This window comes from Pseudorhodobacter antarcticus, from assembly GCF_900110135.1.
In the GTDB taxonomy this organism is placed as follows: Bacteria; Pseudomonadota; Alphaproteobacteria; order Rhodobacterales; family Rhodobacteraceae; genus Pseudorhodobacter; species Pseudorhodobacter antarcticus.
Genome location: NZ_FOCO01000017.1, coordinates 27,467 through 54,055 on the forward strand (window position 1 = coordinate 27,467; position 26,589 = coordinate 54,055).

Sequence of the window (26,589 nt, forward strand, 5' to 3'; positions counted from 1 at the left end):
CCCCCGCGCTTACTTTCAATTGAAACACATTCCATTCAGGAGATATGTCATGGCCACCATCGCCGTCACCGACGCCACCTTTGATGCCGAAGTTCGCAAGTCCACAATTCCCGTTGTCGTGGATTTTTGGGCCGAATGGTGCGGCCCTTGCCGCCAAATCGGCCCCGCGTTGGAGGAGCTTTCTGCCGAATACGAAGGCAAAGTGAAAATCGTCAAAATCAACGTTGATGAAAACCCAAACAGCCCGGCCGAACTGGGTGTGCGCGGTATTCCGGCGCTGTTCTTGTTCAAAGATGGTCAGGTCGTGTCGAACAAAGTTGGCGCGGCCCCAAAGGCGGCGCTGGCCACTTGGATTGCCTCGGCGGTTTGAAACGATCAAGGGCGGCTGTGACGCCGCCCTCATCCCTTATCCCGCAATCATTTCCGATTGCCGCACGATCACCTCAGCCTGTTTTATCGACGCAATATCCACCAACCGCCCTTTGTAAACGGTCGCACCCTCGCCTCGCGCTTTGGCATCGGCCATCGCGGCCAAAATCTCGCGTGCTTCTGCCATCGCAGCCGCCGACGGCGTGAAAACCTCATTGCACAGCGCGATTTGTTTGGGGTGAATGGCCCATTTGCCAACCATGCCCAACACCGCCGATCGGCGGGCCTGCGCGCGAAACCCTTCATCATCCGAAAAGTCGCCAAATGGCCCATCCACCGGCAAAATTCCATGCGTGCGGCAGGCCGCGACAATCGCTGCTTGTACCCAATGCCACGGGTCCGACCAGTGGCGCGCGCCGCCTTGCAGCATGTAATAATCTTGCTGCGTGCCACCAATTCCGGTGGTTTGCATGCCCATGGATGCCGCAAAATCCGCCGCCCCCAGGCTCATCGCTTGCAGGCGCGGCGATGATGCTGCGATCTCTTCCACATGGGAAATACCGGCGGCCGATTCGATAATCACTTCAAACGCGATGGGTTTGGTGCGGCCTTTGGCGCGTTCAATCGCCGTGACCAACGCATCGACCGCGTAAACATCGGCAGCACAGCCAACCTTTGGAATCATAATCTGGTCCAAACGGTCGCCCGCCTGTTCCAGCAAATCCACCACATCGCGGTACCAATACGGCGTGTCCAACCCGTTAATCCGCACCGAAACCGTCTTTTTCCCCCAATCGACCGCGCCAATCGCCGCGATCACATTGGCGCGCGCGCTGTCTTTGTCGTTGGGGGCCACCGAATCTTCCAGATCAAGGTTGATCACGTCTGCCGCTGATGCTGCCATTTTTTCAAATAGGGCGGGACGTGAACCGGGGCCAAAAAGCTGGCAGCGGTTGGGACGCGCGGGCGGGGTTGGCTGGATGCGAAAGCTCATGCAGGGCCTCTTTGCAATGAAGTGTCCATATTGATCGCCAAAGGGTTAGAATGTTGCGCGGCCAACTACAACCCTGTTTTTGCAGCGCAGCATTTTCGCGGCAGTGCAGCTTGCTGTGGGGGGCGGCGGTGATATGGTTTGGAAAACAGCGAAGGGATAAAAAGTGATCACCATAACCTCCGATGTGTTCCGACTGGCGCAGGTTTTCACCATTTCGCGCGGATCACGGACCGAGGCGCGGGTGTTGACGGTCCGCATCACGCGCGGCGGCGTGACAGGCTGGGGCGAATGTGTGCCCTATACCCGCTATGGCGAGAGTTTGGAGTCGGTCACCGCGCAGATTGAGGCGCTTTGCCCAGATATTTCGCGCATGGATTTGCAAACGGTGCTGCCAGCAGGGGCGGCACGCAACGCCGTGGATTGCGCGCTGTGGGATTTGGCGGCGAAACAGGCGGGCAAGCGGGTCTGGGAATTGGCAGGTATAGCGCGACCCGGGCCGGAAATCACCGCCTTTACCCTGTCCTTGGACACGCCCGAGGCGATGCGGGCGCAGGCGGCCAAACATGCGCACCGCCCGGTTTTGAAGATTAAACTTGGCACACCCGATGATATGCCCCGGTTGGAGGCGGTGCGGCAAGGCGCGCCGAAAACCCGCATAATTATCGACGCGAATGAAGGGTGGAGTGCTGATATTTACGCCGACCTTGCCCCGCATTTGGTGGCCATGGGGGTGGCGCTGGTAGAACAGCCTTTGCCTGCGGGCGCGGATGATATGCTGGCCGAGATTGCGCGGCCTTTGCCAGTTTGCGCCGACGAATCTGCGCATGATTGCGCCAGTCTGGACAGCTTGCGGGGGAAATATGATGTGGTGAACATCAAGCTGGACAAGACGGGCGGGCTGACCGAAGGGGTTGCGTTGAAACGAGCGGCACTTGATGCCGGGTTTGGTGTGATGGTCGGTTGCATGGTGGGGTCGTCGCTGGCGATGGCCCCGGCGACGTTGCTGGCGCAGGGTGCGGCCTTCACCGACCTTGACGGGCCGCTGCTTTTGGCCGAAGACCGGGATAATCCGCTGGTTTTTGACGCGTTTGGCGTCCACCCGCCCAGCGTTTATTTGTGGGGATAGATCATGTCGCGCATCGTTTATGTAAATGGCCAGTATTTGCCCGAGGCAGAGGCCACGATTTCGATCTTTGATCGCGGGTTTCTGATGGCCGATGGGGTCTATGAGGTGACCAGCGTTTTGGACGGAAAGCTGGTGGATTTTGCCGGGCATCAGGTGCGGCTGGCCCGGTCATTGGGGGAGCTGGATATCGCCGCGCCCTGTTCGGACGGTGAACTGCTGGCGATTCACCGCGAGTTGGTGGCCCGCAATGATTTGACCGATGGGATGATCTATTTGCAGGTCACGCGCGGCAATCCGGGGGACCGGGATTTTGCGTTTCCCGACCCGGCCACCACCAAGCCGACGCTGGTTTTGTTCACGCAATCAAAACCGGGGATGGCGGACAGTCCGGCATCGAAAACGGGCATCAAGGTGATTTCCATTGAGGATATTCGCTGGGGCCGCCGCGATATTAAAACGGTGCAGCTGCTGTACCCGTCAATGGGCAAGATGATGGCGAAAAAGGCCGGGGCGGATGATGCGTGGATGGTGGAGGAGGGGCATGTCACGGAAGGCACCTCAAACAACGCGTATATTGTGAAAAATGGGCGGATTATCACCCGGCAGCTTTCTCATGAGATTTTGCATGGGATCACCCGTGCGGCCGTTTTGCGGTTCGCGGCGGAGGCCCAGATGGAGGTTGAGGAACGGCCCTTTACGATCGCGGAAGCGATGGCGGCGGATGAGGCGTTTTTCACCTCGGCCAGCGCGTTTGTGATGCCTGTGGTGGAGATTGATGGGGCCGTTTTGGGGAACGGGAAACCGGGGCCTGTGGCGCGGCGGTTGCGCGAGATTTATCTGGATGAGAGCCGCAAGACCGCCGTTTGAGGGTTGCGATATGGCTTGCAATTTGCGCCGCGCATCGCGCGCGATGCGCAAGCCAAGATATTGATATCAAACAATATAACTTTTTCTGTTAACCAAAAATTAACCCGCTGCGATTTGCATCGCAGCGGGCTTTTTCATGACGCCAGGTGAAAAAGATCAGGCGCGGATGATGGACACGTCACGCGCCAGAACAAAGGTTGCGGGCGTGGTGGTGGCGAGCGTCGCCACAATGTTTGTGCCGTACAGCACCTGGATGCCGGCCGTAACGGTTGTGAACGACAAGGCCTGCGCCGCGCCTGTGCCGGTGTCGAGAACCTGAAGGCGATCTGCGCCGGGTACGAAGGACGTGACGTTGATTGTGCCCAAGGCTGCATTTACGCGGTACACGTCATTGCCATCGCCGCCTGTCATGGTGTCGCCGTTGCCGCCGATCATGGTGTCGTTGCCAAAGCCACCGAACATCGCATCGCTGTTGCCAGCGCTGATTACCACGGAGCCTGTCATCACATCATCGCCCAAGCCGCCGAACAAGCTGTCTGCGCCTGCGCCACCGATCAAGGTGTCATTGCCAGCGCCGCCTTCAAGTGTTGCATCGCCTGTGCCGGGCACGTTGGCAGACAGCACATCATTGCCCGCAGCGCCCGCAAGGAAATCATCCAAACCGTTGCTGAACAGCGTGTCGTTGCCGGACGTGCCGTTGATGCGCGTGCCGTCAACTTGATCGGCGCTAAGCCGGATTTGGCCCAAGGTTACAGCCGTTGCACCCAGCAAAACGGCGTGGGTGACGCCATCAATCAACACTTGGGTGCCCAAACCATCGGCCGTGGGGGCCAGCGACAATTCTGTGCCACCATCCAAACGGTCGATATAGATTTCCAGACGGTCCAGATCGGTGAAGTCGGTGATTACGGTTGGGTCGATGATGGATTGGCCCGCAGCGCCGCCCGAGGCGGAGATGAAGAAGCTGTCGTTGCCCGAACCGCCTGTCAGCGTGTCCGCGGCGCCATCAACAAAGCCAGCATCGCCTGCGATGGAATCATCGCCCGCGCCGCCGTTTACGACATCGCCAAACAGATCAAGTGGCAGTTCATCATCCAGTTCTGCTGCGATGATGGTATCGTTGCCCGCATCGCCGTTCAGCGTATCCTGACCAAACACGTCGATCACCAGATCGTCGCCGCTGCCGCCGAACAATGCGTCGTTGCCACGGCCGCCATTCAGGCTGTCATTATCAAGACCGCCGAACAATTGGTCGTTGCCCGTGCCGCCAACCAAGCTGTCTGCGCCCACGTCACCTGTCAGGGTGTCGTTGCCATCTTCGCCAAACAGGGCGTCGTTGCCGGTGCCACCGTCGATTGAATCGTTGCCAAGCGCGCCGAACGCAGTGTCATTGCCAGACCCGCCAAAGATGTTGTCCGCGCCGCTGTCGCCGTTCAAGCTGTCATCGCCAGCATTGCCGAAAATTTGATCGCGACCGTCAAGGCCGTCGATTGTGTCGTTACCAGCGCCGCCTTCGATAATGTCATTGCCGTTGGTGCCGTTGATATCATCATCGCCAGCGGTGCCACCAACTGTGCCCGGTGTTACTGGCACGACGGGGGTGGTCGGCGTGGTGCCGGGGTTTGGTGCAGGTGTTGCATCATCATCACCATTGTCACTGGACCCGTCGAAAAAGAGGGTGCCAAGCAACAAAAGTGGCAGCGCGATAAAAAGAAGTTCCACAGTAGTCTCCCCAGAACAAAAAATAACCAAAACAAAACACGTTGCTGTTGCAAGATTTCGTGCATTGTTTGGGCCCACCAACTCAAAAAACATATCGTGATGGAATTGACTTAAAGTCAATATATTCGAGAGGTTGCGGGGGGTTGGGGCCTTATTGGGGCGGGCTTGTTGTGGGATTGAAAACAGTTGCGTCGGGACCGCCCGAAAGAGTGGTTTTAAGGCACAATCAGAGCGCGACTTAGCCCACGTTATCCTTGAACGCCTGTGCAAAAGCGGCTTGTTTTGCCGAATCAGCCGGGGTTTGGTGCTGTGCGCGCCAGTCGTCATAGGGCATGCCATAGATCGCGGTGCGTGCGGTTTCCTTGTCCATATCTATGCCGTGGTCGTTCGCTGCCTCCATGTACCAGCGCGACAGGCAGTTGCGGCAAAACCCGGCAAGGTTCATCATGTCGATGTTTTGCGCATCGGGGCGTTTGTGCATCAAATGGTCGATCAGACGGCGAAAGGCAGCGGCCTCCAGTTCGATTTGGGTTTTGGGGTCCATGGCGTTTCCTTTCTGGTGGTTATGTTGGCGCTATCATTCCGGCGTTGCCGCGCGGCTGAAACTGGGCCATAAAGCCCATGCTTTACCCTAATTTTGATCGAGAGGACAGCGACACCATGAGACGCCTTCGCAATGTGAAAATCGTGGCCACGCTGGGCCCAGCATCCTCCACCTATGACACCATCCGCGCGCTGTTTGAGGCGGGGGCCGATGTGTTTCGGTTGAACATGAGCCACGGCACGCATGATGAGCAGCGCGCGCGGTACGACATTATTCGCCAGATTGAGGCAGACACCGGGCGGCCGATTTGCGTGTTGGCGGATTTGCAGGGGCCAAAGCTGCGCGTGGGCGTGTTTGCCAATGACGCGGGCGAGGAGTTGGTGGAAGGGGCGGCGTTTCGCATGGATTTGGACGCGACGCCGGGGGATATTCGGCGGGTGAACTTGCCGCATCCGGAGATTTTTGAAGCGTTGCAACCGGGTGCTAGCCTGTTGGTGAATGATGGCAAGATCCGGTTGAAGGTTGAGGCGTGCGGCAAGGATTTTGCCGATTGCACGGTTGTGGTGGGCGGCGTCATTTCCAACCGCAAGGGCGTGAACGTGCCCGATGTGTTGTTGCCGTTGGCAGCCCTGTCGATCAAGGACCGCGCCGATTTGGAATTTGCCTGCGAGATGGGTGTGGATTGGTTGGCGCTGTCGTTCGTGCAGCGGGCTGAAGATGTGTTGGAAGCGCGCGAGTTGACCAAAGGGCGCGCCGCGATTATGTCGAAGATTGAAAAACCGGCGGCGGTGAAGTCGTTTGACAGCATCTTGGCCGTGTCGGACGGGATTATGGTGGCGCGCGGCGATTTGGGGGTGGAATTGCCGGTGCATGCGGTGCCGCCGATTCAAAAACGGCTGGTGCGCGGGGCGCGGGCGGCGGCGAAACCGGTGATTGTGGCGACGCAGATGTTGGAATCGATGATCACGGCCCCGGTGCCCACGCGGGCCGAAGTATCAGACGTGGCGACCGCGATTTATGAAGGTGCGGATGCGGTGATGTTGTCGGCGGAATCGGCGGCAGGGCAGTATCCGATTGAAGCGGTGTCCACGATGAACAACGTGGCGATTTCGGTGGAAAGCGACAAGATTTACCGCGAGGTGATTGAAGCGAGCCGGAAGGGCACGAAAAACACCGTGGCGGATGCTATTGTATCGGCGGCGCGGGAAATTGCGGAAACCACGGATATTAAGGCGATTTGTTGTTTCACGCAGTCGGGCACCACGGTAAGTTTGGTGGCGCGCGAACGGCCCCGCACGCCGATTTTGGCGCTGACGCCATTGGTGCGCACCGCGCGGCGTTTGACGCTGACCTGGGGCGCGCATTGTGTGATCACAGAGCCGCAGGACCGGTTTAAAGGCGCCGTTTTGGCCGCTGTGCGGGCGGCGCGCAGTGATGGGTTTGCCAAAGAGGCTGAGCAGATTGTGGTCACCGCCGGGGTGCCGTTTAACGTGCCCGGCACCACCAACATTCTGCGCGTGGCCCCGTGTGATGAGCGGTTGATTTACGCGTCTGAAGCTGAATAATACCAATACTCTTAACGAATATTGGAGGATGGCATGGACCCCGACCTGTTGCTGATTGTGGGCATAATGATTGGGGTTCTTGCTGTCCCGTCCATGTTGTCGGCGCTTTCGGAAAGCCGCGCGCCACGGGTGGCGGCGATTATGGTGTTGATTGCGGGGGTTTTGGTGGTGATGGCGCTGCAAAACAAACCGGGGGGATATACTATCGCGCAAATCCCCGATGTGTTTTTTAAAGTTGTTGGGCGTTATGTGAATTAGGCGGCTTTTTGGCTTGCACTTTGGGGCGGTGGGCCGTATCACGCACGCTTCTATGATCCGTGGGACCGGCCAAAGTGGCATGCCGAGTCGCGCGATAACCACTCGAACGAGGAGATGGAAATGCCCAAGATGAAGACCAAATCAGCGGCCAAGAAGCGCTTTCGCTTCACCGCATCCGGTAAGGTAAAGGCCGGCCCCGCCGGCAAGCGCCACGGCATGATCAAGCGTACGACGAAATTCATTCGGGACACCGCCGGGACCATGATCCTGTGCGCAGCCGATGCGAAAATTGTCAAAAAATACATGCCCTATAACCGGTAAGGAGAGCCAAAGATGTCCCGCGTAAAATCTGGCGTCGTTACCCACGCCCGTCACCGCAAGGTAATTAAGGCTGCAAAAGGCTATTACGCCGCGCGCAGCACCAACTTCCGCACTGCAACGCAGGCGGTTGATAAAGCCAACCAATACGCCACACGCGACCGTAAGACCCGCAAGCGCAACTTCCGCGCGCTGTGGATCCAGCGGATCAACGCGGCTGTGCGTTTGTTTGATGCTGCCTTCACCTATTCCCGTTTCATCAATGGTTTGATGCTGTCGGGGATTGAAGTGGACCGCAAAGTACTGGCCGATCTGGCTGTGCATGAGCCGGAGGCGTTCAACGCCATCGCAGCATCCGCCAAGGCAGCCTTTGACAAATCCGAAGCGGCAAAAGCAGCTGTGTGATTTGACTTGAGTTTGTGAAAGGCCCCGCAGCGATACGGGGCTTTTTGCGTTTTAGCGGCGTGGTTTTGATTTGATATGCGCCACGATGCGGGCCGCAATGGCGGTGCTGCCTTTGACCGAGGGGTGGATGCGGTCAATCTGATGATACGACCAGTCGCCATTGGGCACGACACCCGACATGGGCAGAAAATCGACCCCGCTGTTGAGCGTGGCCATTTTGGCCAAACGGCGGTCCAGTTCATTGCCCGCCGGGCCGCACGCCTTTACCGGGGTTAAGGTGCCGGGATTGCGCAAATACCCGACATAAACGACCCGCGCGCCAGATGCACGCAGCCGGGCCATGAGTGCGGGAATCGCCCCTTTGCGCCCATCAGGGGAGACCAGCCGGTTCAACACCCCATCACAAAACGTACAAGCGCAGCCAAACAGCAGGTCATTGCCCCCGCCGTTCAGCACGACCCAATCCCACGGGCCGGGGCGGTATTGCGCATCCAGTTTCAACCCCGCCGCACCTGACAGGGGCAGCGAATAAAAATAGCGCGCGCCGATCACGGAGCGGTCGATCACCTCTTCGCCCAATGCCGCCTCTATCCCGTTGGCGACGGTGTTGTTTGTAGGCGCGTTGGCTGCCATCATGCTGTCGCCCAGCAAAAGGATGCGGGATTTGGTGTTGGGGGTGACCTGTTCACCGCAGGCGGCAAGCAAAAGGCAGGTCATGAGGGCGGCGATGGTTCTGATCATATCGGGTCCGTTTGGCAGGTCTGTTAAGCGCGATTGTTCGGATTAAACCTTGCGAATACGTTAATTTTGGGGCGCGGGTGCGGGCCTTGCATTTTAAGCCCTTGGACTATAGCACAAAAGCGTAAATTCCGAAAGGCAGACCCATGACCGCGCTTGATGATCTGAAGGCCAAATACCTGACCGCCGTGGCCGATGCGGGTGATGAGGCGGCGCTGGAGGCGGTGCGGCTGGAAGCGTTGGGAAAAAAGGGCGAAATTAGCCTGAAAATGCGTGAACTTGGCGGGATGTCGCCTGAGGAGCGCAGCACATTTGGCGCGGCGCTGAACGTGGTGAAGGATGAGATTGACGCGGCGTTGCGCGCGAAAAAAGTCGCACTGGGTGATGCGGCGCTGGATGCGCGGTTGCGCACGGAATGGTTGGATGTGACGCTGCCCGCGCGACCGCGCCCGGTGGGCACCATCCATCCAGTTTCCCAAGTGACCGAGGAATTGACGGCGATTTTTGCCGATATGGGGTTTGCGGTGGCCGAGGGGCCGCAGGTGGAGAGCGATTGGTACAACTTTGACGCGCTGAACATTCCGCCCGAACACCCGGCGCGCCAAGAACATGACACGTTTTTTATGAACCGCGCGGACGGCGATGATCGCCCGCCGCATGTGTTGCGCACCCACACATCCCCCGTGCAAATCCGCGCGATGCTGGACCAAGGCGCGCCCATTCGCATCATTTGCCCCGGCCGCGTGTACCGCATGGACATGGACCAAACCCATTCGCCGATGTTCCATCAGGTCGAAGGCTTGGTGATTGGCAAAGACATCTCTATGGCGAACCTTAAATGGGTGTTGGAGGAGTTTTTTACCGCGTTTTTCGGCAAGCCCGTGAAAACGCGGTTCCGCGCCAGCCATTTCCCATTCACCGAGCCATCGGCCGAGGTGGATATTCAGTGTTCCTGGGTTGATGGGCAGTTGCGCATTGGTGAAGGGGATGGGTGGATGGAAGTCCTCGGCTCTGGGATAGTGCATCCAAAAGTGTTGCGCGCGGCGGGTGTGGACCCGGACGAATGGCAAGGGTTTGCGTTTGGGATGGGCATCGACCGGATGGCGATGCTGAAATACGGCATCCCCGATTTGCGCGCGTTTTTTGAGAGCGATTTGCGCTGGTTGCGCCATTACGGGTTTGCGGCGTTGAATGTGCCCGAACTGGCCGGGGGTGTGGCGTGAGCTTCAACACTTATGGTCATATGTTTCGGGTCACGACGTGGGGCGAAAGCCATGGGATCGCGCTGGGCGCCACGGTCGATGGGTGCCCGCCGGGGGTGCCGTTGACCGAAGGCGATATTCAGCCGTGGTTGGACAAGCGCAAACCGGGGCAGAACAAATACACCACGCAGCGGCAAGAGGCGGACCAAGTGCGCATTTTGTCGGGGGTGTATGAGGGGAGCACGACGGGCACGCCCATTCAGTTGATGATTGAGAACACCGATCAGCGGTCCAAGGATTACGGGGATATTGTGCAAAGTTTCCGCCCCGGTCATGCGGATATCTCGTACCACCAGAAATACGGGGTGCGCGACCCGCGTGGGGGCGGGCGGTCATCGGCGCGCGAAACGGCGGCGCGGGTGGCGGCGGGCGGTGTGGCGCGGGCGGCGTTGGCGCAGTTGGTGCCGGGGCTGTCGGTGACAGGGTATATGGTGCAGATGGGGCCGCACTGCATTGACCGCGCGCGGTTTGATTGGGACCAGATTGATGAGAACCCGTTTTGGGTGCCGGACGTTGTGGCCGCGCGTGATTGGGCGGTGTATTTGGATGATTTGCGGCGCGCGCATAATTCGGTTGGTGCGGTGATTGAAGTTGTCGCGCGCGGGATGGTGCCGGGGCTTGGTGCGCCGATCTATGCCAAGTTGGACGCGGATTTGGCGGCGGCCATGATGTCGATCAACGCGGTCAAAGGCGTGGAGATTGGTGAGGGCATGGCGGCGGCCAGCCTGACGGGTGTTGAAAATGCGGATGAAATTCGGATGGGGGCGCAGGGGCCAGCGTTTCTGACCAACCACGCGGGCGGGATATTGGGCGGCATTTCGACGGGGCAAGATGTGGTGGTGCGGTTTTCGGTGAAACCCACATCGTCCATCCTGACGCCGCGCCAGACGGTGACGGTGGCGGGCGACGAGGTGGATTTGATCACCAAGGGCCGCCATGACCCGTGTGTGGGCATCCGCGCGGTGCCGGTGGGCGAGGCGATGATGGCCTGCGTGCTGCTGGACCATGTGTTGATGGACCGGGGCCAAACCGGCGGTATTCGCGGGCATATCGGCTGATATGGAGGTTGTGATCGCCATCACACTGCCGATTTTTCTGGTGGTGGGGCTGGGGTTCGGCGTGACGCGGGCGGGGCTTTTTTCGGTGCCCGATATGCGGATTTTCGGGCGGTTTGTGATTTCGATCGCGCTGCCCGCACTGCTGTTTAACGCCATTGCAAAGCGCGACGTGGCCGAGGTGTTTGACCCGGTGTTCATGGGGATTTACGCGGGCGTGTCGCTGTGTGCGCTGGCAATTGCCTATGTTTGGTTTTGCCATGTACGCGGGATGCCGTTGGAGCGCGCGGGCATTTGTATGATGGGCGTGGCCTGTTCCAATTCTGGTTATATGTCGTTTCCGATTTTGCTGTTGGCGTTCCCGGATTTGGCGGCAAAAGTGCTGGCGATGTGCCTGTTGGTGGAAAATCTGTTGATGATTCCCACCGTATTGGTGTTGATCGCACTGGGGCGCGGGCGCGGGGCCGGGATGATTTGGGGGATTGCGCGCGATTTGCTGCGCCGCCCGTTGATTTTGGCGCTGATTGCGGGGTTGGTTTGGTCGGTGTTCAAGCTGCCGATCCCTGCGGTGTTGGGCCAAGGGTTGGGGATGATATCCACCGCCGCAGTCGCGTTGGCGCTGTTTGTGGTGGGCGGGTCGCTGGCGGGGGTGTCGCTGCGGGGCAATCTGGGGCTGGCGTCGCAGATTTCTGTGGGCAAGTTGGTGTTGCACCCGCTGTTGGCCCTTGGTGTTTTGGCGGTTGCGGGGGCGGGGCTGTCGCCTGAATTGCAGGCGTGTTTGTTGATCGCCTGCGCCGTGCCGATGCTGGGTGTGTACCCGATTTTTGCGCAAGAGCAGGGGATGGAAGGGCTGGCATCGCTGGCACTGTTGATGACGACAGCGATGAGCTTTTTCACGTTGAGTTTGGCGTTGGTGTTTTTGATGTGAAGGCTGATTTTGGGGCAGGCGTTCTTCGCTAAAACGCCCCACTGGGGCGTTTTTTAACACTCATCACCCCCGAAGGTATTTGGGCCAAGACGAATAATGTGTCGTCAGTACCCTAGGGCGCAGCCGTCTTTGCGGGGGTCGGAGGCCCCTTCCAAGAGGCCATCTGCGTGGAGCTTGATGGCTTGGGAGCCGCCAAGCGGCACCTCGGGCGGGATGACGTTATGGCCGCGTGCGGCGAGGTCCGCGCGGACGGTGTCGCTGTAGCCGCGTTCCATTTCCATGCCGTTGACCCCCGAAAAACAGCGCGGGGCGTCCATTGCGGATTGGGGGTCCATGCCAAAATCCACGATGTTGGAGACGAGCCGCGCGTGACCTGTGGGTTGGTACGATCCGCCCATGACGCCGAAGGGCAGGGTGACGCGGCCATTTTCGGTGACCATGCCGGGGATGATGGTGTGCATGGGGCGTTTGCCGCCTGCCGCCTCATTTGGGTGGCCCTGCTCAAGGGTTAAGCCTGCGCCGCGGTTTTGAAAGTTGATGCCGAATTTGTCGGAGGCAAGGCAGGCCCCGAAGCTGTGGTAGACGGAGTAGATGAGCGAGACGGCCATACGGTCACGGTCGACCACGGTGATGTAGATCGTGTCTTTGTGGACCTGTTCGGTGAGGGGGGCGGGGTTGGCCATGGCGCGTTTGGGGTCGATCAAGGCGGCGAGTTTTGCCGCCGTATCGGGGTGCAACATATGGGCCAGCCGGGTTGTGTGGTCGGGGTCCGCGATGAAGCGATTGCGCGCGTCATAGGCGAGTTTTGTCGCCTCCGCCTCAATATGCGCGCGGTCGGCGCCCATCGGGTCCATCGCGGCGATGTCGAAATGTTGGAGAATTTTCAGCAGCAGAATGGCGGTGGCCCCTTGGCCGTTTGGCGGATGTTCGTGGAGTTCAATGGATTTATAGGGGCCGGAAACGGCATCGACATATTCGGAATTCACATTCGCGAAATCGGCCAGCGTGTGGGTGCCGCCCAGCGCGGTGAGGGAGGCAACCATATCTTGGGCCACTTCGCCTTCGTAAAACCCAGCGCGGCCTTCGCTTGCGATGCGTTTAAGGACCTGCGCCTGACCGGGGGCGCGGAACATTTGGCCAAGGGTGAGGGGTTTGTCGTTGTGCAGCAGGGTTTGCCGCGCGCGGCCTTGCAGCAGGTGCGCCGCCTCGGCCCAATCACTGGCGACACGGGGGGCCACGGGGACGCCGTTTTCGGCGTAATGAATGGCGGGGGCCAGCGTGGCGGGCAGGCCGATTTTGCCCCAATCGGCGGACAGGGTGCAAAACGCATCAACCGCGCCGGGCAGGGTGACGGCATCGGCGGTGTAAAGCGGCATTGCGGTAAGGCCGCGCGCGCGCAAGGCATCGGCGTTCAGCGCGGCGTTCAGCGCGGCGGGGGCGCGGCCCGACCCGTTCATCGCGTGGATATTTTCACTGCCTGCGGGTTTGAACAGAACAAAGCAATCGCCCCCAAGCCCGGTCATTTGCGGTTCGCAAAACCCAAGGAGGACCGCGCCTGCAATCGCCGCGTCCATCGCGTTGCCGCCTGCCTTTAAAATATCAATCGCCACACCTGCGGCCAGTGGGTGCGAGGTGGCACACATACCGTTGGCGGCATAGACCGCCGAGCGGCCCGGCATTTGAAAATCGCGCATGATGTGGTTCCCCGTTTTGCATTTGCCACAGCCTAGGACGAAAGGCGGGGTGGCGGAAAGGCGTATTTTGGGGAAAAGATCGTCCTCGGTGCCACGTTCTGGGTGGGGGCAAAAGTCGCAGCACCGAGGGAAGCTTTATAGAGCTACCCCCCTTATGTAGGCGCTATTTGTGGCGTGTTCAGGGGGAAAAAATGGCAAGGTTGCGGCATTTTGGATGATTTAGAGAGAATCCTCATAAGGCAGGCAAAAGGACAGGTGATTGAAGCCGTCCGTGCGCAGATAGGTGAGGTCGCGGACCAAGGTGCGGATCAGATACCAGCCAAAACCACCTTCGGGCAGGTTGGCGAATTGATCAATTTCGGGCAGATGGCCTTGTGGCAGTTTCTCCCTTGGGAAGGGGCGGCCTTGGTCGCGGACGGTGACGTGGACGCCGTCAGGGTGATGGGCCAGCCCGATCAGAATCGCCCCATTATCGCCCGCATAGGCGTGTTCGACGATGTTGTTCAACACCTCCGCCAGCACGATTTCGGCGGTGCCGCGCGCGCCGTCTTGCATGGTTTGGATCATGTCGCTGGCCAGCAATTGGGCCAGGCCGCTGCGCACGGCGGTGGGGTCGCTTTCAATAACCAGTTGCATAAGTCCCCTGTAAAAGCTGTCGATATTGTGGATCATATCAGCCTGCCTTGCGCAGATTGTCGGGCAGGGTGGCGTGGATGGTGAAAACGGTATCCATCCGCGTCAGGCGAAACACCTTGGCCACGGTGGGGGTTAGGCCCGCCAGTTCCAGTTTGCGATCGGGGCCCAGCAGTTTCATCACCGCGACAACAGCCCCAAGGCCGGAACTGTCCAGAAATGCCACGTTCGACAGGTCCAGCATCACGCGGGCGGACGGTGTTTCAGTGATGTCACGCATGCGTTCCTTGAACTGGATGGCACTGGCGCTGTCGATTCGATTTTCATGGCAAGTGACGACCAAAAGGTCGGTGTGCAGATTGGCGGTCAGGTTCATTATGCGCTCTCTTTCCCAAATTCGGTGCTTGCAGGCTAGGGGGCAGTGGTTAGCATCTGGTAACTGAAAGCGAATTTGGGGGCGGCAAATGCAGAAAGTTGTCATTGCGGGGGCGGCGCGCACGGCGATGGGTGGGTTTGCGGGCGTGTTTGCGGGGGTGCCGGCGGCGGTGCTGGGGGGTGTTGCGATTCGTGCCAGCCTTGGGGGCGTGGACCCGGCGCTGGTGGAGGAGGTGGTGATGGGCTGCGTGCTGCCCGCCGGTCAAGGCCAAGCGCCCGCGCGGCAGGCGGCGTTTGCGGGTGGGCTGCCGCAAGGGGTGCCCGCGACCACGCTGAACAAGATGTGCGGGTCGGGGATGAAAGCGGTGATGCTGGCGCATGATCAGATCATCGCGGGGGGCTGCCAGATCATCGTGGCGGGTGGCATGGAAAGCATGACCGAGGCCCCGTATTTGCTGCCCAAAATGCGGGGCGGCGCGCGGTTGGGGCACAGCGCCGCGCAGGATCATATGTTTCTGGACGGGTTGGAGGATGCGTATGAAAAAGGCCGGCTGATGGGCAGTTTTGCCGAAGATTGCGCGGCGGCGTTCGGCTTTACCCGCGCTGATCAAGATGGCTATGCTCTGGCCTCGCTGACGCGCGCGCGGGCGGCGGATATGTCGGTGGAAATCGCTGCCGTGACCGTGCAGGGGCGCAAGGGCGACACTGTGATCATGGCGGATGAACAGCCCCTGCTGGCGCGTCCCGAAAAAATCCCCACCCTGAAACCCGCTTTTCGCAACGGGGGCACGGTCACGGCGGCCAACGCGTCGTCAATCTCCGATGGCGCTGCGGCGCTCCTTGTGGCCTCTGAACACGCAGCGCAGGCACATGCGATGCCCATCCGCGCCTATATCCGGGGCCATGCCAGCCATGCTCAGGCCCCCGCCGATTTTGCCACAGCACCCATCCCCGCTGCCCGTAAACTGCTGGACCGCCTTGGTTGGCGCGTGGACAGCGTCGATCTGTGGGAGGTGAATGAGGCGTTTGCCGTGGTCCCTATGGCCTTCATGCGCGACCTTGGCATCCCGCATGCCAAACTGAACGTCAATGGCGGCGCTTGCGCGCTGGGCCACCCCATCGGCGCATCCGGCGCGCGTATCATCGTGACCCTTCTCCACGCGCTAGAGGCGCGGGGCCTAAAACGCGGCATTGCCGCCATCTGTATCGGTGGTGGCGAAGGCACGGCAATTGCGATCGAACGCCCCTAAACCCCCCTTTCCAATTCGGCTTGGGACAAATACCTCTCTGGCATTGACCAAAAAGGACCGCATATGCCCGACTATCCCAACCTTTCTAAAACCCTCGATGCGCTGTGCCGCGGCGAAACGGATACGGTCGCGCTGATGGCCACCATCGCTTGCGAACTCCACCACGCGCACGTCCTGTCAGATTGGACCGGGTTTTACCGCGTCACCGAACCTGATCTGTTGAAAATCGGCCCCTATCAAGGCGGCCATGGCTGCCTTGTCATTCCGTTTTCACGCGGGGTGTGCGGTGCGGCGGCGCGCACGGGGCAGCCGCATTTGGTGCCTGATGTTGATGCGTTTCCTGGCCATATTGCCTGCGCATCCTCGACCCGGTCGGAACTGGTGCTTCCGGTCTATAACGGTGCGGGGCGGCTTTTGGGGGTGCTGGATTTGGACAGCGACACCCCTGCCGCGTTTACGGACACGGATGTGTGCGAACTTACAGGCCTTATGGCGCGGCTGTTTAGGGACGCGGTATAGGGTGGGTGCAACCCACCGCCCCTGTTTGCCTGCTTGCGAGCGCCTGCCTGCCTGCGATACCACCACCACATGACTGATTTTATCTATACCCCCCCGGATGTGCCGCTGGCCGTTTTGTTTGCCGATGATCATATTGTGGTCGCGGACAAACCGTCTGGCCTTCTCTCAGTCCCGGGGCGGGGGGATGATCGGGCGGATTGTTTGATCAACCGGCTGCGCGATGTGTACGCGGATATTCTGCTGGTGCATCGCCTTGATCTGGACACGTCGGGCGTGATGATTTTCGCGCGCACCAAGCCCGCGCAGGCGTTTTTGGGCCAGCAGTTTGAACAGCGGCTGACCAAGAAAATCTATCTTGCGCGCGTGTGGGGGCAGGTGGCGGCAGAGGCGGGGCGGGTGGATTTGCCCCTGATTGTGGATTGGCCCAACCGCCCCCGCCAGCATGTAGACCACGCCACGGGCAAACCCTCCCAAACCGATTGGCGCGTGCTGCGCCGTGAGGTGGCAGAGACGCGGATGCGATTGACCCCGCTAACTGGGCGCAGTCACCAATTGCGGGTGCATATGCAGGCGCTGGGGCATGTCATTCTGGGCGATCCTTTGTATGCGCAGGGGCCGGCGGCCGATTTCCCGCGCTTGATGCTGCACGCCGACAGCCTGAAAATTCGGCATCCAGACAGCGGTACGGCAATGACCTTTGCGGCGGTTTGCCCGTTTTAACAGGTGCGGTGTCGCCCGCGATGTTTTGTAAAAACGCTGATACAGAACAGGTTCCATGGTTGTCTTACACGGATGTTTAAAAAGGCCTTTTGATCCAAGGCTTACAGACCAAGCATGAAACCCGGCATATTTACGGACCTGCTTGGTCTCAAACAGTTATGGGGCCATCTCCCGTAACTTTTGCATGCCAACGGCGTTGATCTGATCCAGTCGATCAAAAAGCTCTAAATCTTTGACATAAAACTCTTCCATCTCGCTTTTCAGGCTGTCGGGAAGCGAATCAGTTTGGCCAAGGATGCTGGCATTTTTCTGCTCTAGCTTTCCCACGATCTTAAGGTTGCCGCAAATTTCACCGAGCATTTCATTCAAACGAGCGTAGGGAATGATCACGTCGACCAAAACTTGGCCATCATCCGCGCAAAACATCTGGCTTTGCAGGTATTTTGTTCCGTCTTGCCGTTGAATGTTCCAATCCTTTCGGGCCCAGAACGCGCTGAAACCCATATTTTCAGTAAGCGGATCTGCGACTTGGTTTCCTTTTCGATACCTGTACCACGACTAGATCCACTCCAACGGATGGCGCATAACACCGAACCGAAAAAAGCTTTCAGGTTGGAACTTGGGCTGGTCAAAGAGGAATGGAAAGCTGGTCAGCACTTTTTTCATCGGCCTGTGTTTGCGTTCAGAATTACCCAAGCACACGACCTCCGTATAGGGCATCAATAAATGCTCTACCGATGTGGAAGCTGCTTTTGTATTGGAAACAAAGATAAACCTTTTTTCGACGCCGATTAACATGTTCACAAACCTATGGTTTCAATCACTTAAGCGCGACCGGTTTTCTGACTGGCCTGCAACGGGCAGGCGCGTAAGAATTTGTCGCTGTTCGTTGACAAACTCGCTTTATTTTTCGGCGCTTTATCAAAGTTATCCAAGGACGTCTGCACAGTTTTTGTCCAAATTACGTTCTTGCTGGTCAGAAGTCTGCGACATGCGCCAGCGGATTGCCTTTCGTGTTTGTGGACATCGCGGCGTCCAAACCAGCCCGAAAAACGACAGAATTTGGCATTTGGAATTGCCTTTGGTTTGCCCCCTTCACCGCTCCCGTATCTTCGCCCGCACCCGCGCCCAGCCGCCGGGGCTGACCAAGAATGACAAAAGGAACCCCGCCGCAAAGCCTGACAGTTCGGCGACCCATTCCCAGCCGCTGCCAAATATCAGGCCGAACAGCAGTTGGATGGCCATCAATATGCCGATTAAGGAAAACGCGCGGTATTGGTTGTCGCCGGTGTTGGCCAGATTGGTCCACAAAAGGAACGTGAACGCGCCGATAAGCCCGTAGACCGAAGGATAGCCGCCGATCAGGGGCGCGGTGATGAAGGGCAATGCGGTATAGGCGGCGGCCCCGGCCAAGGTGGCGCCGAAAAACACGGCGAGGACGGCCCACAGGCGGAACACTTCGCCCACCATTTTGCCAAGCGCCAGCAGGAACACGACCACAAAGGCGGCATGGGTAAAGCTGAGGTGGATAAGCGGGTAGCTGACCAAGCGCATGAGGTGTTCAGGGGGGTAGGTGCCGGTTGCGATCATTTCGCGCATCAGGTCGGGCGCGAACGCCCAGCGTTGTACGGCGTCTGCGCGCCAGCCGATGCCTTGCGCGCCACCAATCAGGCCAGCGGCGGCAAGGTTTACCACCACCTCCACCGCTATTATCGGCAGGGCCAGCAGCCACACCACGGCGGGCAATGGGTTTAGCGGGGCGGCGTTGCGGTCTGTGTACATTCGGCCTCTCAATTTTCTAGGCTGATTGACGCCCATTGGTGGCAAGGGTAAGCGGTTTGCAACGCAGTTTCCAGATGGAGTTATCGCCATGGTTGAGCCGGTCCAAACGCCTCCTGCCTTTGCCACCCGCATTTTTTCGGGGATTCAGCCGTCGGGCGGGTTGACGCTGGGCAATTACCTTGGCGCGCTGAAACGCTTTGTGGAAAAGCAGGATGAGGGGATTGAGACGGTTTATTGCCTTGTGGACATGCACGCGATCACCGTGTGGCAAGACCCCGCGCGCCTGCGCCAACAGACCCGAGAGGCGGCGGCGGGGTTTATTGCGGCGGGGATTGATCCTGCGCGGTCCATCCTTTTCAACCAATCCCAAGTGCATGCCCATGCGGAATTGGCGTGGATTTTCAACTGCGTGGCGCGGATGGGTTGGATGAGCCGGATGACGCAGTTCAAGGATAAGGCGGGCAAAAATTCTGAGAATGTGTCGCTGGGGCTGTTCGCGTACCCTGCGCTAATGGCGGCCGATATTTTGGCCTATAAGGCGACGCATGTGCCAGTGGGCGAGGATCAAAAGCAGCACCTGGAGCTGTGCCGCGATATTGCCGCCAAGTTTAACAATGATTTTGGCGTGGATTTTTTCCCGATCACCGAACCCGTGATCGAAGGCGCTGGTACGCGGGTGATGAGTTTGCGGGACGGGACCAAAAAGATGTCGAAATCGGACCCATCGGACCAAAGCCGCATTAATTTGACCGATGATGCCGATATGATCGCGAAAAAGATCAAAAAGGCCAAGACGGATGCCGAGGCGTTGCCGGGTGAGATGGACGGGTTGGCGGACCGGCCAGAGGCGCGCAATTTGGTCAACATCTATGCCGCGTTGGCGGATATGACGCCGCAAGCGGTGCTGACCCAGCACGCGGGCGCGCAATTTGGCAGTTTCAAGCCCGCGCTGGCGGATTTGGCGGTGTCGGTGATGTCGCCGATCACAACGGAAATGAACCGGTTGATGCAAGATGTGGCCGAGATTGACCGCATTTTGGGCGAAGGGGCCGTGCGTGCCGATGCGATTGCGCGCCCGATTGTGAATGATGTGTATGATATTGTTGGGATGATCCGGTCGCGGTAAGGCGCGCAGGTTCTGTGCGGTTGGGCAGGTGTTGGGGGCGGTATTGCTGCGCTAATGTCTGCCAAACCAGCCTTGGAGCGATGTGATGACCCAAATCTTGCCCCCCACAACCCGCATTGGCCATGTGCATTTGAAGGTGGCCAACCTTGACCGCGCGATTGCGTTTTACCGTGATGTGGTGGGGTTTGCGGTCACGCAACGCCTTGGCGACCAAGCGGCGTTTTTGGGGGCGGGGGGGTATCACCACCACATTGGCCTGAACACTTGGGACAGTCTGGGTGGCACGCCGCCTGCGCAGGGGCATACGGGGTTGTACCACACGGCGATTTTGTTCCCCGACCGCGCCAGTTTGGGGGCGGCGGTGGGGCGCGTGTTGGCGGCGGGCATTGCGCTGGACGGGGCCGCCGATCATGGCGTGTCGGAGGCGGTGTATTTGCGCGACCCAGACGGCAACGGGGTGGAATTGTACCGCGACCGCGCGCCCGCCGATTGGCCGCGGGATGCGGATGGGGCGCTGAAGATGGTCAACGCGCGGTTGGATGTGGCGGCATTGCTGGCCGAAGGGGTGTGAGGGTTTACACCGCTTGGCATCGGGCCTAGACCCTGCGGCTGGCTGAGGCAAAGGGGCGTGCGATGGTACAGGTTTGCGGTATTGATTTTGGCACCTCCAATTCCACGGTTTCCATTCTGTCGGGCGGCGTGTCGCGGTTGATCGCGCTGGAAGGGGCGGCGGTCACCATCCCATCGGCGGTGTTTTGGGACAGTGACGGGGCCGCCCCCGAATTTGGCCGCGCGGCCATCGCCGCCTATACGGGGGGCGAGGATGGGCGGCTGATGCGCGGCCTGAAATCCGCGCTGGGGTCTGCGTTGATCCATGAAAAGACGCGGGTGGGCAACCGCGCGCTGGCGTTCACCGATATTTTGGGGCGGTTTTTCGGACATTTGCGCCGCCAATTGGACGCCGTGCAACCCGGCACGCGGCATGTGGTGTTGGGCCGCCCGGTGCATTTTGTCGATGATGACGCGGCGGGCGACCAAGCCGCCCAAGACGTGCTGGAGGCGATTGCGCACAAATTTGGCTTTGACCATGTGGCGTTTCAGTTTGAACCGATCGCGGCCGCGCTGCATTACGAGCAGAGTGTTGAGGCCGAGGAATTGGTGCTGATCGTCGATATTGGCGGCGGCACGTCGGATTTTTCGGTGCTGCGCGTCGGGCCTGCGCGGCGCGGATTGCCGGACCGGGACAATGATATTTTGGCCAGCCACGGTATTCGCGTGGGCGGCACCGATTTTGACCGCCTTTTGTCGCTGGGGCAGGTGATGCCTGCGCTGGGCCTTGGGTCCATGATCAACAAAGGCAAAACGCCGATGCCGCTGCATTACTATCACGACCTTGCGACGTGGCACCGGATCAACATGGTCTATGCGGGCCGCGCGTTGCTGGAGGTGAAGCAAATTCGGTTTGATGCGGCGGAGCCGGACCTGTTGGACCGCTTGATCGGGGTGATTGAGGAAAAACAAGGCCACAATATTGCGATGGCGGTGGAGGTGGCAAAGATTGAATTGTCGGAAACGCTGGCCACGCCGATTCGGTTGGCGGATATTATTGGGGTGGATACCGGGGCCAGCCGCGCGATGTTTGATGCGGCGGTGGCAAAACCTGTGACGCGGATTGCGGGCGCGATTGCGCATGTTTTGTCGGATGCGGGCGTTGGGGCAGACCAGATTGGCACCGTGTTCATGACCGGCGGATCATCCAGCCTGCCCGTGGTGCAGGCCGCCGTTGCGGCCTGTTTGCCGGGGGTTCGGGTGGCCACAGGCGATGTGTTGGGCAGCGTGGGGACTGGCCTTGCATTGGATGCGGCGCGGCGGTTTGGCTGATTTGGGAGCGCTCCGCGCGGGGGTATTTAGGAAGAGATGAAGGGCTTTAGCCTGTTTTCATTCCGCTTTTCTTTAGGCGGCGTTTGTTCAGGCGGGTGGCGTTGCGCATCGGGGCGATTGCGGCGGCGGTAATTTCATCGGCGGATCCGCCTTGCAGTGTGACGCGGCCAACGGCGGCGGCGGATTCCACCATGGCGTCCATTTTTTCGGTCACCATGCGGTCGTTTTCCGTGGGCGACACTTTCCACAGTCCGGCCATGCCCATCATGCGCATGGCGATGACGGACTGCGCCTCGATCATCATCATGCTGAGTTGCAGGGCGTTGGTCATGGGATTTGCGGCTGGTTTTCTGGGCATTATGCGCTCCTTGTTAAGTCATGCCTACACTATGCTGCAGTGCAGCAAAAGGGGAATTTATTGGGATTTGTGGCATGGTGCCCTTTACGCCGTGGGGGCCGGGGCGTTAGCGTTGCCTGTTTCCGCATGAAAGGGCAGCGCATGGCAATCGGCACCAATATCCGCACATATTTCGAAGGCAAGTGGCATGAGGGCGATGTGGCCGTGATGCGCGCGGCCGATCATGGGATTTGGCAGGGGTCATCCATCTTTGACGGGGCGCGGTATTTTGATGGGGTGGTGCCCGATTTGGCCAAGCATTGCGCGCGGGCCAATGCATCCGCGCAAGCGTTGATGATCACGCCCACGGTTGGCGCGGCAGAGATGGAGGCGATGGTGCGCGATGGGTTGCGCGGATACGCGCCCGGCGCCGCCGTGTATGTGCGGCCGATGTATTGGGCGCTGGACGGGTCCGAACTGGGGGTGGCCCCAAAAGAGGGTTCGACCGGGTTTGCGATTAGCCTGGAACAAGTGGCGATGCCGGATTTCGATGTGCCCACAAGTTTGACACGCACCCAGTTTCGCCGCCCGGTGTTGGAAGATAACGTGTGCAACGCCAAGGCTGGCTGCCTGTACCCCAACAACGCGCGCATGTTGGTGGAGGCAAAAAGCAAAGGGTTTGGTAATGCGCTGTGTGCCGATGCGATGGGCAATGTGGCCGAAACCGCGACTGCTAATGTGTTTATGGTGAAGGATGGGGTGGCCTTTACCCCGATTGCCAATGGCACGTTCCTGTCGGGCATCACGCGGGCGCGCCACATTGCCAACCTGCGCGCTGACGGGGTGGAGGTGGTGGAAACCGTGTTGAGCTTTGACGATTTCCACGCGGCGGATGAAGTGTTTTTGTCGGGCAATTTCGCCAAGATCACGGCGGTGCGGGCGTTTGACGATACGCAGTACCAGATTGGGCCTATGACGCGGCGGGCGCGGTCGTTGTATTGGGATTGGGCGCATAGCGCAGGATAGGTGAGGGGCTTGCAAGTCGGGGGGCAGATGCGCCATGGTCTGCGGGAAAGACGGGGGCGAACATGCGTAAGTTTATGGTTGTGCTGGATGACAGCCGCGAATGTCTGAACGCGATGCGGTTCGCGGCGTTGCGGGCGGCGCATACGGGGGCGGGGGTGCAAATTCTGTCCGTTATCCCGCCAGAGGAGTTTCAGCATTGGATGGGGGTTGCCGACCTGATGCGGGCCGAGGCGCGCGAACGGATTGAGGCGCATTTTGAAGTGTTCGCCAAGTGGATGCGCGACAAGCAAGGCGTGAACCCGGAGCTGGTGATCCGTGAAGGTGACCCGCTGACAGAGATTTTGGCGCAAGTGCGCGATGACCCCGAAATCGGGATTTTGGTGTTGGGGGCAGGCAGCGACAAATCCGGCCCCGGCCCGTTGGTCACGCAACTGAGCCGCAGTTCGGCCGGGTTGCCGGTGCCGATCACGATCGTGCCCGGTGATATGTCCAAAGAGCGGTTGGAGCAGATTACTTAAAACCCAAGTGGCGATGGATTGCACCCACCCTACGCCCAAGGGTCACAGCAGTTTGACCTGCGTGCCGACCTTTGCCAAAGTATAAAGTTGCGCGATGTGTTCGTTGTAAAGGCCGATGCAGCCGTCCGACGATTCGCGCCCGATTTTGCGCGTGTCATGGGTGCCGTGGATGCGGTAATATTGCCATGACAGATGCAGCGCATGGGTGCCCAGCGGGTTTTCCGGCCCGGCGGGGACCACGGCGGGGTAATGCGGAAAGCGTTCCCGCATGGAGGGGGTGGGGGTCCATGTCGGGCCTTCGACCTTTTTGGTGATGCGGGTCATGCCGCGGCGTGTCAATTCCTCGGATATAGGAACAGACGAGGGCCAAAGGCGGTAAATCGTTTGATCTTCGGACCAGAAATGCACAGCGCGTGAGGTCATATCGGCCAGAATAACGCCGTTTTCGGTGGTGTCGAAATGGTCCTGCCAGCGGGCGGATTGAAAGCCAGAGGTGTTGTTGCGCACGGGCTGCATGGCGCGCGCAAGGCTGGGGGTGGCGAGGGCAAAGGCGGCGCCGAGCAATACTTGGCGGCGGGTTGGGGTGGTTGGGATCATCTGCGTGGTCCTTTGTGCTCCTTTAATGGGTATATGGGTGCGGCAGGTCGGGTTTACAAATGACATTGGCTTTATCTGTGCGTGAGGGTTGCGCCTGTGTGCGGGCTGCTGTGTTGTGGCTGTTCGCTGATTTTCTAAGACTGTGCGCAAGCAAAAAGGGGGGGCCGCCGAGATGGGCATCGAACCCATCTCGGCGGCACTGACGTGTTTTTTCGACACGTTACGGGTTTGGGGGATAGTGGTGATGGGGAAACGCCGAATAGGTATTTAAGCCAAGCCGAAATCAAAGAGCGTGCTTTGCAAATTCGGCTTGGTCCAAGTACCTATATGTCGGTGCCCAGATAGCATGTCGGTGGTTATCGTACTGCGTTAGCGCCGTTGCAGGGGGGCTCAATGCCGCCCTGCAACGGCTGCCCTTTTACCCGGCGTCGTTGTCCCAGCCGGAAATGGCTTTGGCTTCCAAAAACTCCTCCAGCCCCCAGTGGCCGCCTTCGCGGGCGCGGCCGGATGATTTGACGCCACCGAATGGCGATCCGGCGCCGCGGGATTTGCCGTTCATTTCCACCATGCCCGACCGCAGTTTGCGTGACATGCGGTTGCGGCGTGCGCCGTCGGTGGATTGGACGTAGTTGGTGAGGCCGTAGGGCGTGTCGTTGGCGATGCGCACTGCGTCCTCTTCGGTATCAAACGGGATCATCGACAGCACGGGGCCAAAGATTTCTTCGCGCTCAATCGTCATACCCGGTTTTACATCCGCAAACACCGTGGGGCGGACGTAGAAGCCTTTGTTCAGCCCATCGGGCAAGCCCGGGCCGCCTGCGATCAGGCGCGCGCCCTCATCAATTCCTTTTTGGATGAAGCCTTGGATTTGGTCCCATTGGCGGCGGTTCACCACGGGGCCGATGTGGCGGCCGGGTTCAGACGCGGGGCCGACTTTAATGCCGCCCGCCACTTCGGCCGCGATTTCCACCGCTTTGTCATAGATGCTGCGTTCCACCAGCATCCGGCTTGGCGCATTACAGCTTTGCCCCGAGTTGTTCATCATATGCAGAACACCGCGTTTCACCGCCTTGTCATCGGCATCGGCGAAAATCACGTTTGCGCCTTTGCCGCCCAGTTCCAGCGTCACGCGTTTCAGCGTTTCCGCCGCCGCAACCGAAATTGCACGCCCCGCGCGGGTGGAGCCTGTGAACGAGATCATTTCAACATCCGGGTGCGACGACAGCTGCGACCCGACCCCCATGCCATCGCCATTCACCAAGTTGAACACGCCTGCGGGCACGCCTGCATCATGGCAAAATTCGGCGAACAGCATCGACGATAAAGGGCTTTCCTCGGACGGTTTCAGCACACACGTGCAGCCTGCCAGCAACGCGGGAATCGCCTTTAGCGTGACTTGGTTCATTGGCCAGTTCCACGGGGTGATCAGGGCCACCACGCCAATCGGTTCCATCGCAATCCGGTCATTTGGCGCGTGGGGGCCAAGGGGGCGGATCCATTCCATCGCGTCAAATGCGGTCAGGAAATTTTCCAGATGCCACGGCAGGCACGGCGCTTGATCATTGCGCGACATGTCAATTGGCGCGCCCATTTCCAGGCTGATGGCTTGTGCCATTTCCTCGGCCCGCTGGTTATATTGGTCCAAGATGCCAGCCACGATGCGGCGTCGTTCGGCGGGCGGTGTCACGGACCATGTTTCAAAGGCGGTTTTCGCGGCGGCCACGGCGGCGTCGGTATCGGCCTGCGCGCCAAGCGAGATGACGGCGCAGACATCTTCGGTCGATGGGTCGATCACGTCGCAATCGCGCGGCGCAGACGGTGCGACCCATTGGCCATTGATGTAAAATTTGCGTTTGTCGAGCATTGCGGCCTCCCATTATTTCTTTGCATCAACGTGGCACCGGAACGGCGGACCTGCAAGGCCGCGCGGTGGGGGAAAGCGGTTTGGGCGGGGCGTTTGCGGCGGGAAGCTGTTTCTTT

At 59.5% G+C, this 26,589-nt stretch carries 31 protein-coding genes; 18 read left to right on the forward strand and 13 right to left on the reverse strand.

Translation table 11 applies throughout. The features are described 5' to 3' along the window. Window positions 1–49 precede the first annotated feature (49 nt). Window positions 50–370 (forward strand): thioredoxin, encoded by a 321-nt coding sequence (gene trxA / locus BMY36_RS10160; protein ID WP_050518879.1) that lies wholly within the window; start codon window positions 50–52, stop codon window positions 368–370. A gap of 36 nt (window positions 371–406) precedes the next feature. On the opposite strand, the gene BMY36_RS10165 is transcribed toward trxA, so the two are convergent. Further along, on the reverse strand, window positions 407–1,363 hold the full coding sequence (locus tag BMY36_RS10165) for an L-malyl-CoA/beta-methylmalyl-CoA lyase (protein ID WP_050518880.1): 957 nt from the start codon (window positions 1,361–1,363) through the stop codon (window positions 407–409). Between the two features lie 163 nt (window positions 1,364–1,526). Here BMY36_RS10165 and dgcA point away from each other — a divergent pair, with 163 nt between their 5' ends. Together dgcA and BMY36_RS10175 are read left to right on the forward strand one after the other, a co-directional pair. Beyond that, on the forward strand, window positions 1,527–2,489 hold the full coding sequence (gene dgcA, locus BMY36_RS10170; RefSeq protein WP_050518881.1) for an N-acetyl-D-Glu racemase DgcA: 963 nt from the start codon (window positions 1,527–1,529) through the stop codon (window positions 2,487–2,489). A gap of 3 nt (window positions 2,490–2,492) precedes the next feature. Beyond that, on the forward strand, window positions 2,493–3,356 hold the full coding sequence (locus tag BMY36_RS10175) for a D-amino-acid transaminase (RefSeq protein WP_050518882.1): 864 nt from the start codon (window positions 2,493–2,495) through the stop codon (window positions 3,354–3,356). 156 nt (window positions 3,357–3,512) lie between these two features. Here BMY36_RS10175 and BMY36_RS10180 read toward each other — a convergent pair whose 3' ends face one another. Both BMY36_RS10180 and BMY36_RS10185 read right to left on the reverse strand, forming a co-directional pair. Then, a complete protein-coding gene (locus BMY36_RS10180; RefSeq protein WP_175469276.1) occupies window positions 3,513–5,078 on the reverse strand; it encodes a calcium-binding protein in 1,566 nt (521 codons plus the stop codon). A gap of 238 nt (window positions 5,079–5,316) precedes the next feature. Next, a complete protein-coding gene (locus tag BMY36_RS10185) occupies window positions 5,317–5,622 on the reverse strand; it encodes a DUF1244 domain-containing protein (protein WP_050518884.1) in 306 nt (101 codons plus the stop codon). Window positions 5,623–5,738: 116 nt separating this feature from the next. Between BMY36_RS10185 and pyk the strand changes: the two genes are divergently transcribed. The 4 genes from pyk to rplT all read left to right on the forward strand — a co-directional run bounded on the left by pyk (window position 5,739) and on the right by rplT (window position 8,168). Then, complete coding sequence (pyk, locus tag BMY36_RS10190) at window positions 5,739–7,187, forward strand: pyruvate kinase (protein ID WP_050518926.1); 1,449 nt, start codon at window positions 5,739–5,741, stop codon at window positions 7,185–7,187. Window positions 7,188–7,220: 33 nt separating this feature from the next. After that, entirely contained in the window at window positions 7,221–7,445 is a 225-nt protein-coding gene (locus BMY36_RS10195) for a hypothetical protein (protein ID WP_050518885.1), read from the forward strand. A gap of 120 nt (window positions 7,446–7,565) precedes the next feature. Continuing rightward, window positions 7,566–7,766 (forward strand): 50S ribosomal protein L35, encoded by a 201-nt coding sequence (rpmI, locus tag BMY36_RS10200; RefSeq protein ID WP_050518927.1) that lies wholly within the window; start codon window positions 7,566–7,568, stop codon window positions 7,764–7,766. Between the two features lie 12 nt (window positions 7,767–7,778). After that, a complete protein-coding gene (rplT, locus tag BMY36_RS10205) occupies window positions 7,779–8,168 on the forward strand; it encodes a 50S ribosomal protein L20 (RefSeq protein ID WP_050518886.1) in 390 nt (129 codons plus the stop codon). Window positions 8,169–8,219: 51 nt separating this feature from the next. On the opposite strand, the gene BMY36_RS10210 is transcribed toward rplT, so the two are convergent. Beyond that, the gene (locus BMY36_RS10210; RefSeq protein ID WP_050518887.1) at window positions 8,220–8,909 is read right to left on the reverse strand and encodes an SGNH/GDSL hydrolase family protein; all 690 of its coding nucleotides are present in this window, start codon (window positions 8,907–8,909) and stop codon (window positions 8,220–8,222) included. 143 nt (window positions 8,910–9,052) lie between these two features. Between BMY36_RS10210 and pheS the strand changes: the two genes are divergently transcribed. The 3 genes from pheS to BMY36_RS10225 are packed head-to-tail and all read left to right on the forward strand — an operon-like array spanning window position 9,053 to window position 12,151. Continuing rightward, window positions 9,053–10,129: a phenylalanine--tRNA ligase subunit alpha gene (pheS, locus tag BMY36_RS10215; RefSeq protein ID WP_050518888.1), complete on the forward strand. Its 1,077-nt coding sequence runs from the start codon at window positions 9,053–9,055 to the stop codon at window positions 10,127–10,129. Then, the gene (gene aroC / locus BMY36_RS10220) at window positions 10,126–11,226 is read left to right on the forward strand and encodes a chorismate synthase (RefSeq protein ID WP_050518889.1); all 1,101 of its coding nucleotides are present in this window, start codon (window positions 10,126–10,128) and stop codon (window positions 11,224–11,226) included. The genes pheS and aroC overlap by 4 nt, the downstream gene beginning before the upstream one ends. A gap of 10 nt (window positions 11,227–11,236) precedes the next feature. After that, window positions 11,237–12,151 (forward strand): AEC family transporter, encoded by a 915-nt coding sequence (locus BMY36_RS10225; protein WP_197086036.1) that lies wholly within the window; start codon window positions 11,237–11,239, stop codon window positions 12,149–12,151. A gap of 104 nt (window positions 12,152–12,255) precedes the next feature. On the opposite strand, the gene BMY36_RS10230 is transcribed toward BMY36_RS10225, so the two are convergent. From BMY36_RS10230 to BMY36_RS10240, 3 genes are all read right to left on the reverse strand, one after another. Then, window positions 12,256–13,845 carry a gamma-glutamyltransferase family protein gene (locus tag BMY36_RS10230; RefSeq protein WP_050518891.1) on the reverse strand — a complete coding sequence of 530 codons (1,590 nt, stop codon included), beginning with the start codon at window positions 13,843–13,845 and terminating at the stop codon, window positions 12,256–12,258. A 219-nt stretch (window positions 13,846–14,064) separates the two neighbouring features. Further along, window positions 14,065–14,517: an ATP-binding protein gene (locus BMY36_RS10235; protein ID WP_050518892.1), complete on the reverse strand. Its 453-nt coding sequence runs from the start codon at window positions 14,515–14,517 to the stop codon at window positions 14,065–14,067. A gap of 1 nt (window position 14,518) precedes the next feature. Then, a complete protein-coding gene (locus tag BMY36_RS10240) occupies window positions 14,519–14,854 on the reverse strand; it encodes an STAS domain-containing protein (protein WP_050518893.1) in 336 nt (111 codons plus the stop codon). 88 nt (window positions 14,855–14,942) lie between these two features. On the opposite strand from BMY36_RS10240, the gene BMY36_RS10245 reads away from it, so the two are divergent. From BMY36_RS10245 to BMY36_RS10255, 3 genes are all read left to right on the forward strand, one after another. Further along, window positions 14,943–16,103 (forward strand): thiolase family protein, encoded by a 1,161-nt coding sequence (locus BMY36_RS10245; protein WP_050518894.1) that lies wholly within the window; start codon window positions 14,943–14,945, stop codon window positions 16,101–16,103. Between the two features lie 63 nt (window positions 16,104–16,166). Beyond that, the gene (locus tag BMY36_RS10250; RefSeq protein ID WP_050518895.1) at window positions 16,167–16,622 is read left to right on the forward strand and encodes a free L-methionine (R)-S-oxide reductase MsrC; all 456 of its coding nucleotides are present in this window, start codon (window positions 16,167–16,169) and stop codon (window positions 16,620–16,622) included. A gap of 69 nt (window positions 16,623–16,691) precedes the next feature. Continuing rightward, window positions 16,692–17,342, forward strand: a complete 651-nt coding sequence (locus BMY36_RS10255) for a pseudouridine synthase (protein ID WP_050518896.1) — start codon at window positions 16,692–16,694, stop codon at window positions 17,340–17,342. A gap of 156 nt (window positions 17,343–17,498) precedes the next feature. On the opposite strand, the gene BMY36_RS10260 is transcribed toward BMY36_RS10255, so the two are convergent. The 3 genes from BMY36_RS10260 to BMY36_RS10270 all read right to left on the reverse strand — a co-directional run bounded on the left by BMY36_RS10260 (window position 17,499) and on the right by BMY36_RS10270 (window position 19,124). Further along, on the reverse strand, window positions 17,499–17,846 hold the full coding sequence (locus BMY36_RS10260; RefSeq protein WP_050518897.1) for a hypothetical protein: 348 nt from the start codon (window positions 17,844–17,846) through the stop codon (window positions 17,499–17,501). Window positions 17,847–17,900: 54 nt separating this feature from the next. Beyond that, entirely contained in the window at window positions 17,901–18,140 is a 240-nt protein-coding gene (locus BMY36_RS10265; protein ID WP_050518898.1) for a hypothetical protein, read from the reverse strand. Window positions 18,141–18,437: 297 nt separating this feature from the next. Further along, window positions 18,438–19,124: a rhomboid family intramembrane serine protease gene (locus BMY36_RS10270; protein ID WP_050518899.1), complete on the reverse strand. Its 687-nt coding sequence runs from the start codon at window positions 19,122–19,124 to the stop codon at window positions 18,438–18,440. A gap of 88 nt (window positions 19,125–19,212) precedes the next feature. Between BMY36_RS10270 and trpS the strand changes: the two genes are divergently transcribed. The 3 genes from trpS to BMY36_RS10285 all read left to right on the forward strand — a co-directional run bounded on the left by trpS (window position 19,213) and on the right by BMY36_RS10285 (window position 22,131). Beyond that, window positions 19,213–20,250 carry a tryptophan--tRNA ligase gene (gene trpS / locus BMY36_RS10275; protein ID WP_050518900.1) on the forward strand — a complete coding sequence of 346 codons (1,038 nt, stop codon included), beginning with the start codon at window positions 19,213–19,215 and terminating at the stop codon, window positions 20,248–20,250. 85 nt (window positions 20,251–20,335) lie between these two features. Then, window positions 20,336–20,821: a VOC family protein gene (locus tag BMY36_RS10280; RefSeq protein WP_050518901.1), complete on the forward strand. Its 486-nt coding sequence runs from the start codon at window positions 20,336–20,338 to the stop codon at window positions 20,819–20,821. A gap of 62 nt (window positions 20,822–20,883) precedes the next feature. Continuing rightward, window positions 20,884–22,131, forward strand: coding sequence for an Hsp70 family protein (locus tag BMY36_RS10285; protein ID WP_050518902.1), 1,248 nt, complete (start codon window positions 20,884–20,886; stop codon window positions 22,129–22,131). 46 nt (window positions 22,132–22,177) lie between these two features. Here BMY36_RS10285 and BMY36_RS10290 read toward each other — a convergent pair whose 3' ends face one another. Further along, window positions 22,178–22,489, reverse strand: coding sequence for a hypothetical protein (locus BMY36_RS10290; protein WP_074818684.1), 312 nt, complete (start codon window positions 22,487–22,489; stop codon window positions 22,178–22,180). A gap of 141 nt (window positions 22,490–22,630) precedes the next feature. Here BMY36_RS10290 and BMY36_RS10295 point away from each other — a divergent pair, with 141 nt between their 5' ends. Both BMY36_RS10295 and BMY36_RS10300 read left to right on the forward strand, forming a co-directional pair. Then, window positions 22,631–23,494, forward strand: a complete 864-nt coding sequence (locus tag BMY36_RS10295) for a branched-chain amino acid aminotransferase (protein WP_050518904.1) — start codon at window positions 22,631–22,633, stop codon at window positions 23,492–23,494. 62 nt (window positions 23,495–23,556) lie between these two features. After that, complete coding sequence (locus BMY36_RS10300) at window positions 23,557–24,012, forward strand: universal stress protein (protein WP_050518905.1); 456 nt, start codon at window positions 23,557–23,559, stop codon at window positions 24,010–24,012. 42 nt (window positions 24,013–24,054) lie between these two features. Here BMY36_RS10300 and BMY36_RS10305 read toward each other — a convergent pair whose 3' ends face one another. After that, window positions 24,055–24,609, reverse strand: a complete 555-nt coding sequence (locus BMY36_RS10305; RefSeq protein WP_050518906.1) for a L,D-transpeptidase — start codon at window positions 24,607–24,609, stop codon at window positions 24,055–24,057. A gap of 418 nt (window positions 24,610–25,027) precedes the next feature. Further along, complete coding sequence (locus BMY36_RS10310) at window positions 25,028–26,473, reverse strand: aldehyde dehydrogenase family protein (protein WP_050518907.1); 1,446 nt, start codon at window positions 26,471–26,473, stop codon at window positions 25,028–25,030. Window positions 26,474–26,589 lie beyond the last annotated feature (116 nt).

Bases quoted from the DNA above. Each gene is read 5' to 3' on its own strand.
- BMY36_RS10195 (WP_050518885.1), top strand. From the start codon at position 7,221: ATGGACCCCGACCTGTTGCTGATTGTGGGCATAATGATTGGGGTTCTT.
- BMY36_RS10270 (WP_050518899.1), bottom strand. From the start codon at position 19,124: ATGTACACAGACCGCAACGCCGCCCCGCTAAACCCATTGCCCGCCGTG.
- BMY36_RS10185 (WP_050518884.1), bottom strand. From the start codon at position 5,622: ATGGACCCCAAAACCCAAATCGAACTGGAGGCCGCTGCCTTTCGCCGT.
- rpmI (WP_050518927.1), top strand. From the start codon at position 7,566: ATGCCCAAGATGAAGACCAAATCAGCGGCCAAGAAGCGCTTTCGCTTC.
- BMY36_RS10165 (WP_050518880.1), bottom strand. From the start codon at position 1,363: ATGAGCTTTCGCATCCAGCCAACCCCGCCCGCGCGTCCCAACCGCTGC.
- trpS (WP_050518900.1), top strand. From the start codon at position 19,213: ATGGTTGAGCCGGTCCAAACGCCTCCTGCCTTTGCCACCCGCATTTTT.
- trxA (WP_050518879.1), top strand. From the start codon at position 50: ATGGCCACCATCGCCGTCACCGACGCCACCTTTGATGCCGAAGTTCGC.
- rplT (WP_050518886.1), top strand. From the start codon at position 7,779: ATGTCCCGCGTAAAATCTGGCGTCGTTACCCACGCCCGTCACCGCAAG.
- BMY36_RS10300 (WP_050518905.1), top strand. From the start codon at position 23,557: ATGCGTAAGTTTATGGTTGTGCTGGATGACAGCCGCGAATGTCTGAAC.
- BMY36_RS10255 (WP_050518896.1), top strand. From the start codon at position 16,692: ATGACTGATTTTATCTATACCCCCCCGGATGTGCCGCTGGCCGTTTTG.
- BMY36_RS10305 (WP_050518906.1), bottom strand. From the start codon at position 24,609: ATGATCCCAACCACCCCAACCCGCCGCCAAGTATTGCTCGGCGCCGCC.
- BMY36_RS10290 (WP_074818684.1), bottom strand. From the start codon at position 22,489: ATGCCCAGAAAACCAGCCGCAAATCCCATGACCAACGCCCTGCAACTC.
- BMY36_RS10175 (WP_050518882.1), top strand. From the start codon at position 2,493: ATGTCGCGCATCGTTTATGTAAATGGCCAGTATTTGCCCGAGGCAGAG.
- pheS (WP_050518888.1), top strand. From the start codon at position 9,053: ATGACCGCGCTTGATGATCTGAAGGCCAAATACCTGACCGCCGTGGCC.
- BMY36_RS10295 (WP_050518904.1), top strand. From the start codon at position 22,631: ATGGCAATCGGCACCAATATCCGCACATATTTCGAAGGCAAGTGGCAT.
- BMY36_RS10230 (WP_050518891.1), bottom strand. From the start codon at position 13,845: ATGCGCGATTTTCAAATGCCGGGCCGCTCGGCGGTCTATGCCGCCAAC.
- BMY36_RS10210 (WP_050518887.1), bottom strand. From the start codon at position 8,909: ATGATCAGAACCATCGCCGCCCTCATGACCTGCCTTTTGCTTGCCGCC.
- BMY36_RS10280 (WP_050518901.1), top strand. From the start codon at position 20,336: ATGACCCAAATCTTGCCCCCCACAACCCGCATTGGCCATGTGCATTTG.
- BMY36_RS10265 (WP_050518898.1), bottom strand. From the start codon at position 18,140: ATGTTAATCGGCGTCGAAAAAAGGTTTATCTTTGTTTCCAATACAAAA.
- BMY36_RS10250 (WP_050518895.1), top strand. From the start codon at position 16,167: ATGCCCGACTATCCCAACCTTTCTAAAACCCTCGATGCGCTGTGCCGC.
- BMY36_RS10235 (WP_050518892.1), bottom strand. From the start codon at position 14,517: ATGATCCACAATATCGACAGCTTTTACAGGGGACTTATGCAACTGGTT.
- BMY36_RS10240 (WP_050518893.1), bottom strand. From the start codon at position 14,854: ATGAACCTGACCGCCAATCTGCACACCGACCTTTTGGTCGTCACTTGC.
- BMY36_RS10285 (WP_050518902.1), top strand. From the start codon at position 20,884: ATGGTACAGGTTTGCGGTATTGATTTTGGCACCTCCAATTCCACGGTT.
- BMY36_RS10245 (WP_050518894.1), top strand. From the start codon at position 14,943: ATGCAGAAAGTTGTCATTGCGGGGGCGGCGCGCACGGCGATGGGTGGG.
- pyk (WP_050518926.1), top strand. From the start codon at position 5,739: ATGAGACGCCTTCGCAATGTGAAAATCGTGGCCACGCTGGGCCCAGCA.
- BMY36_RS10310 (WP_050518907.1), bottom strand. From the start codon at position 26,473: ATGCTCGACAAACGCAAATTTTACATCAATGGCCAATGGGTCGCACCG.
- BMY36_RS10260 (WP_050518897.1), bottom strand. From the start codon at position 17,846: ATGGGTTTCAGCGCGTTCTGGGCCCGAAAGGATTGGAACATTCAACGG.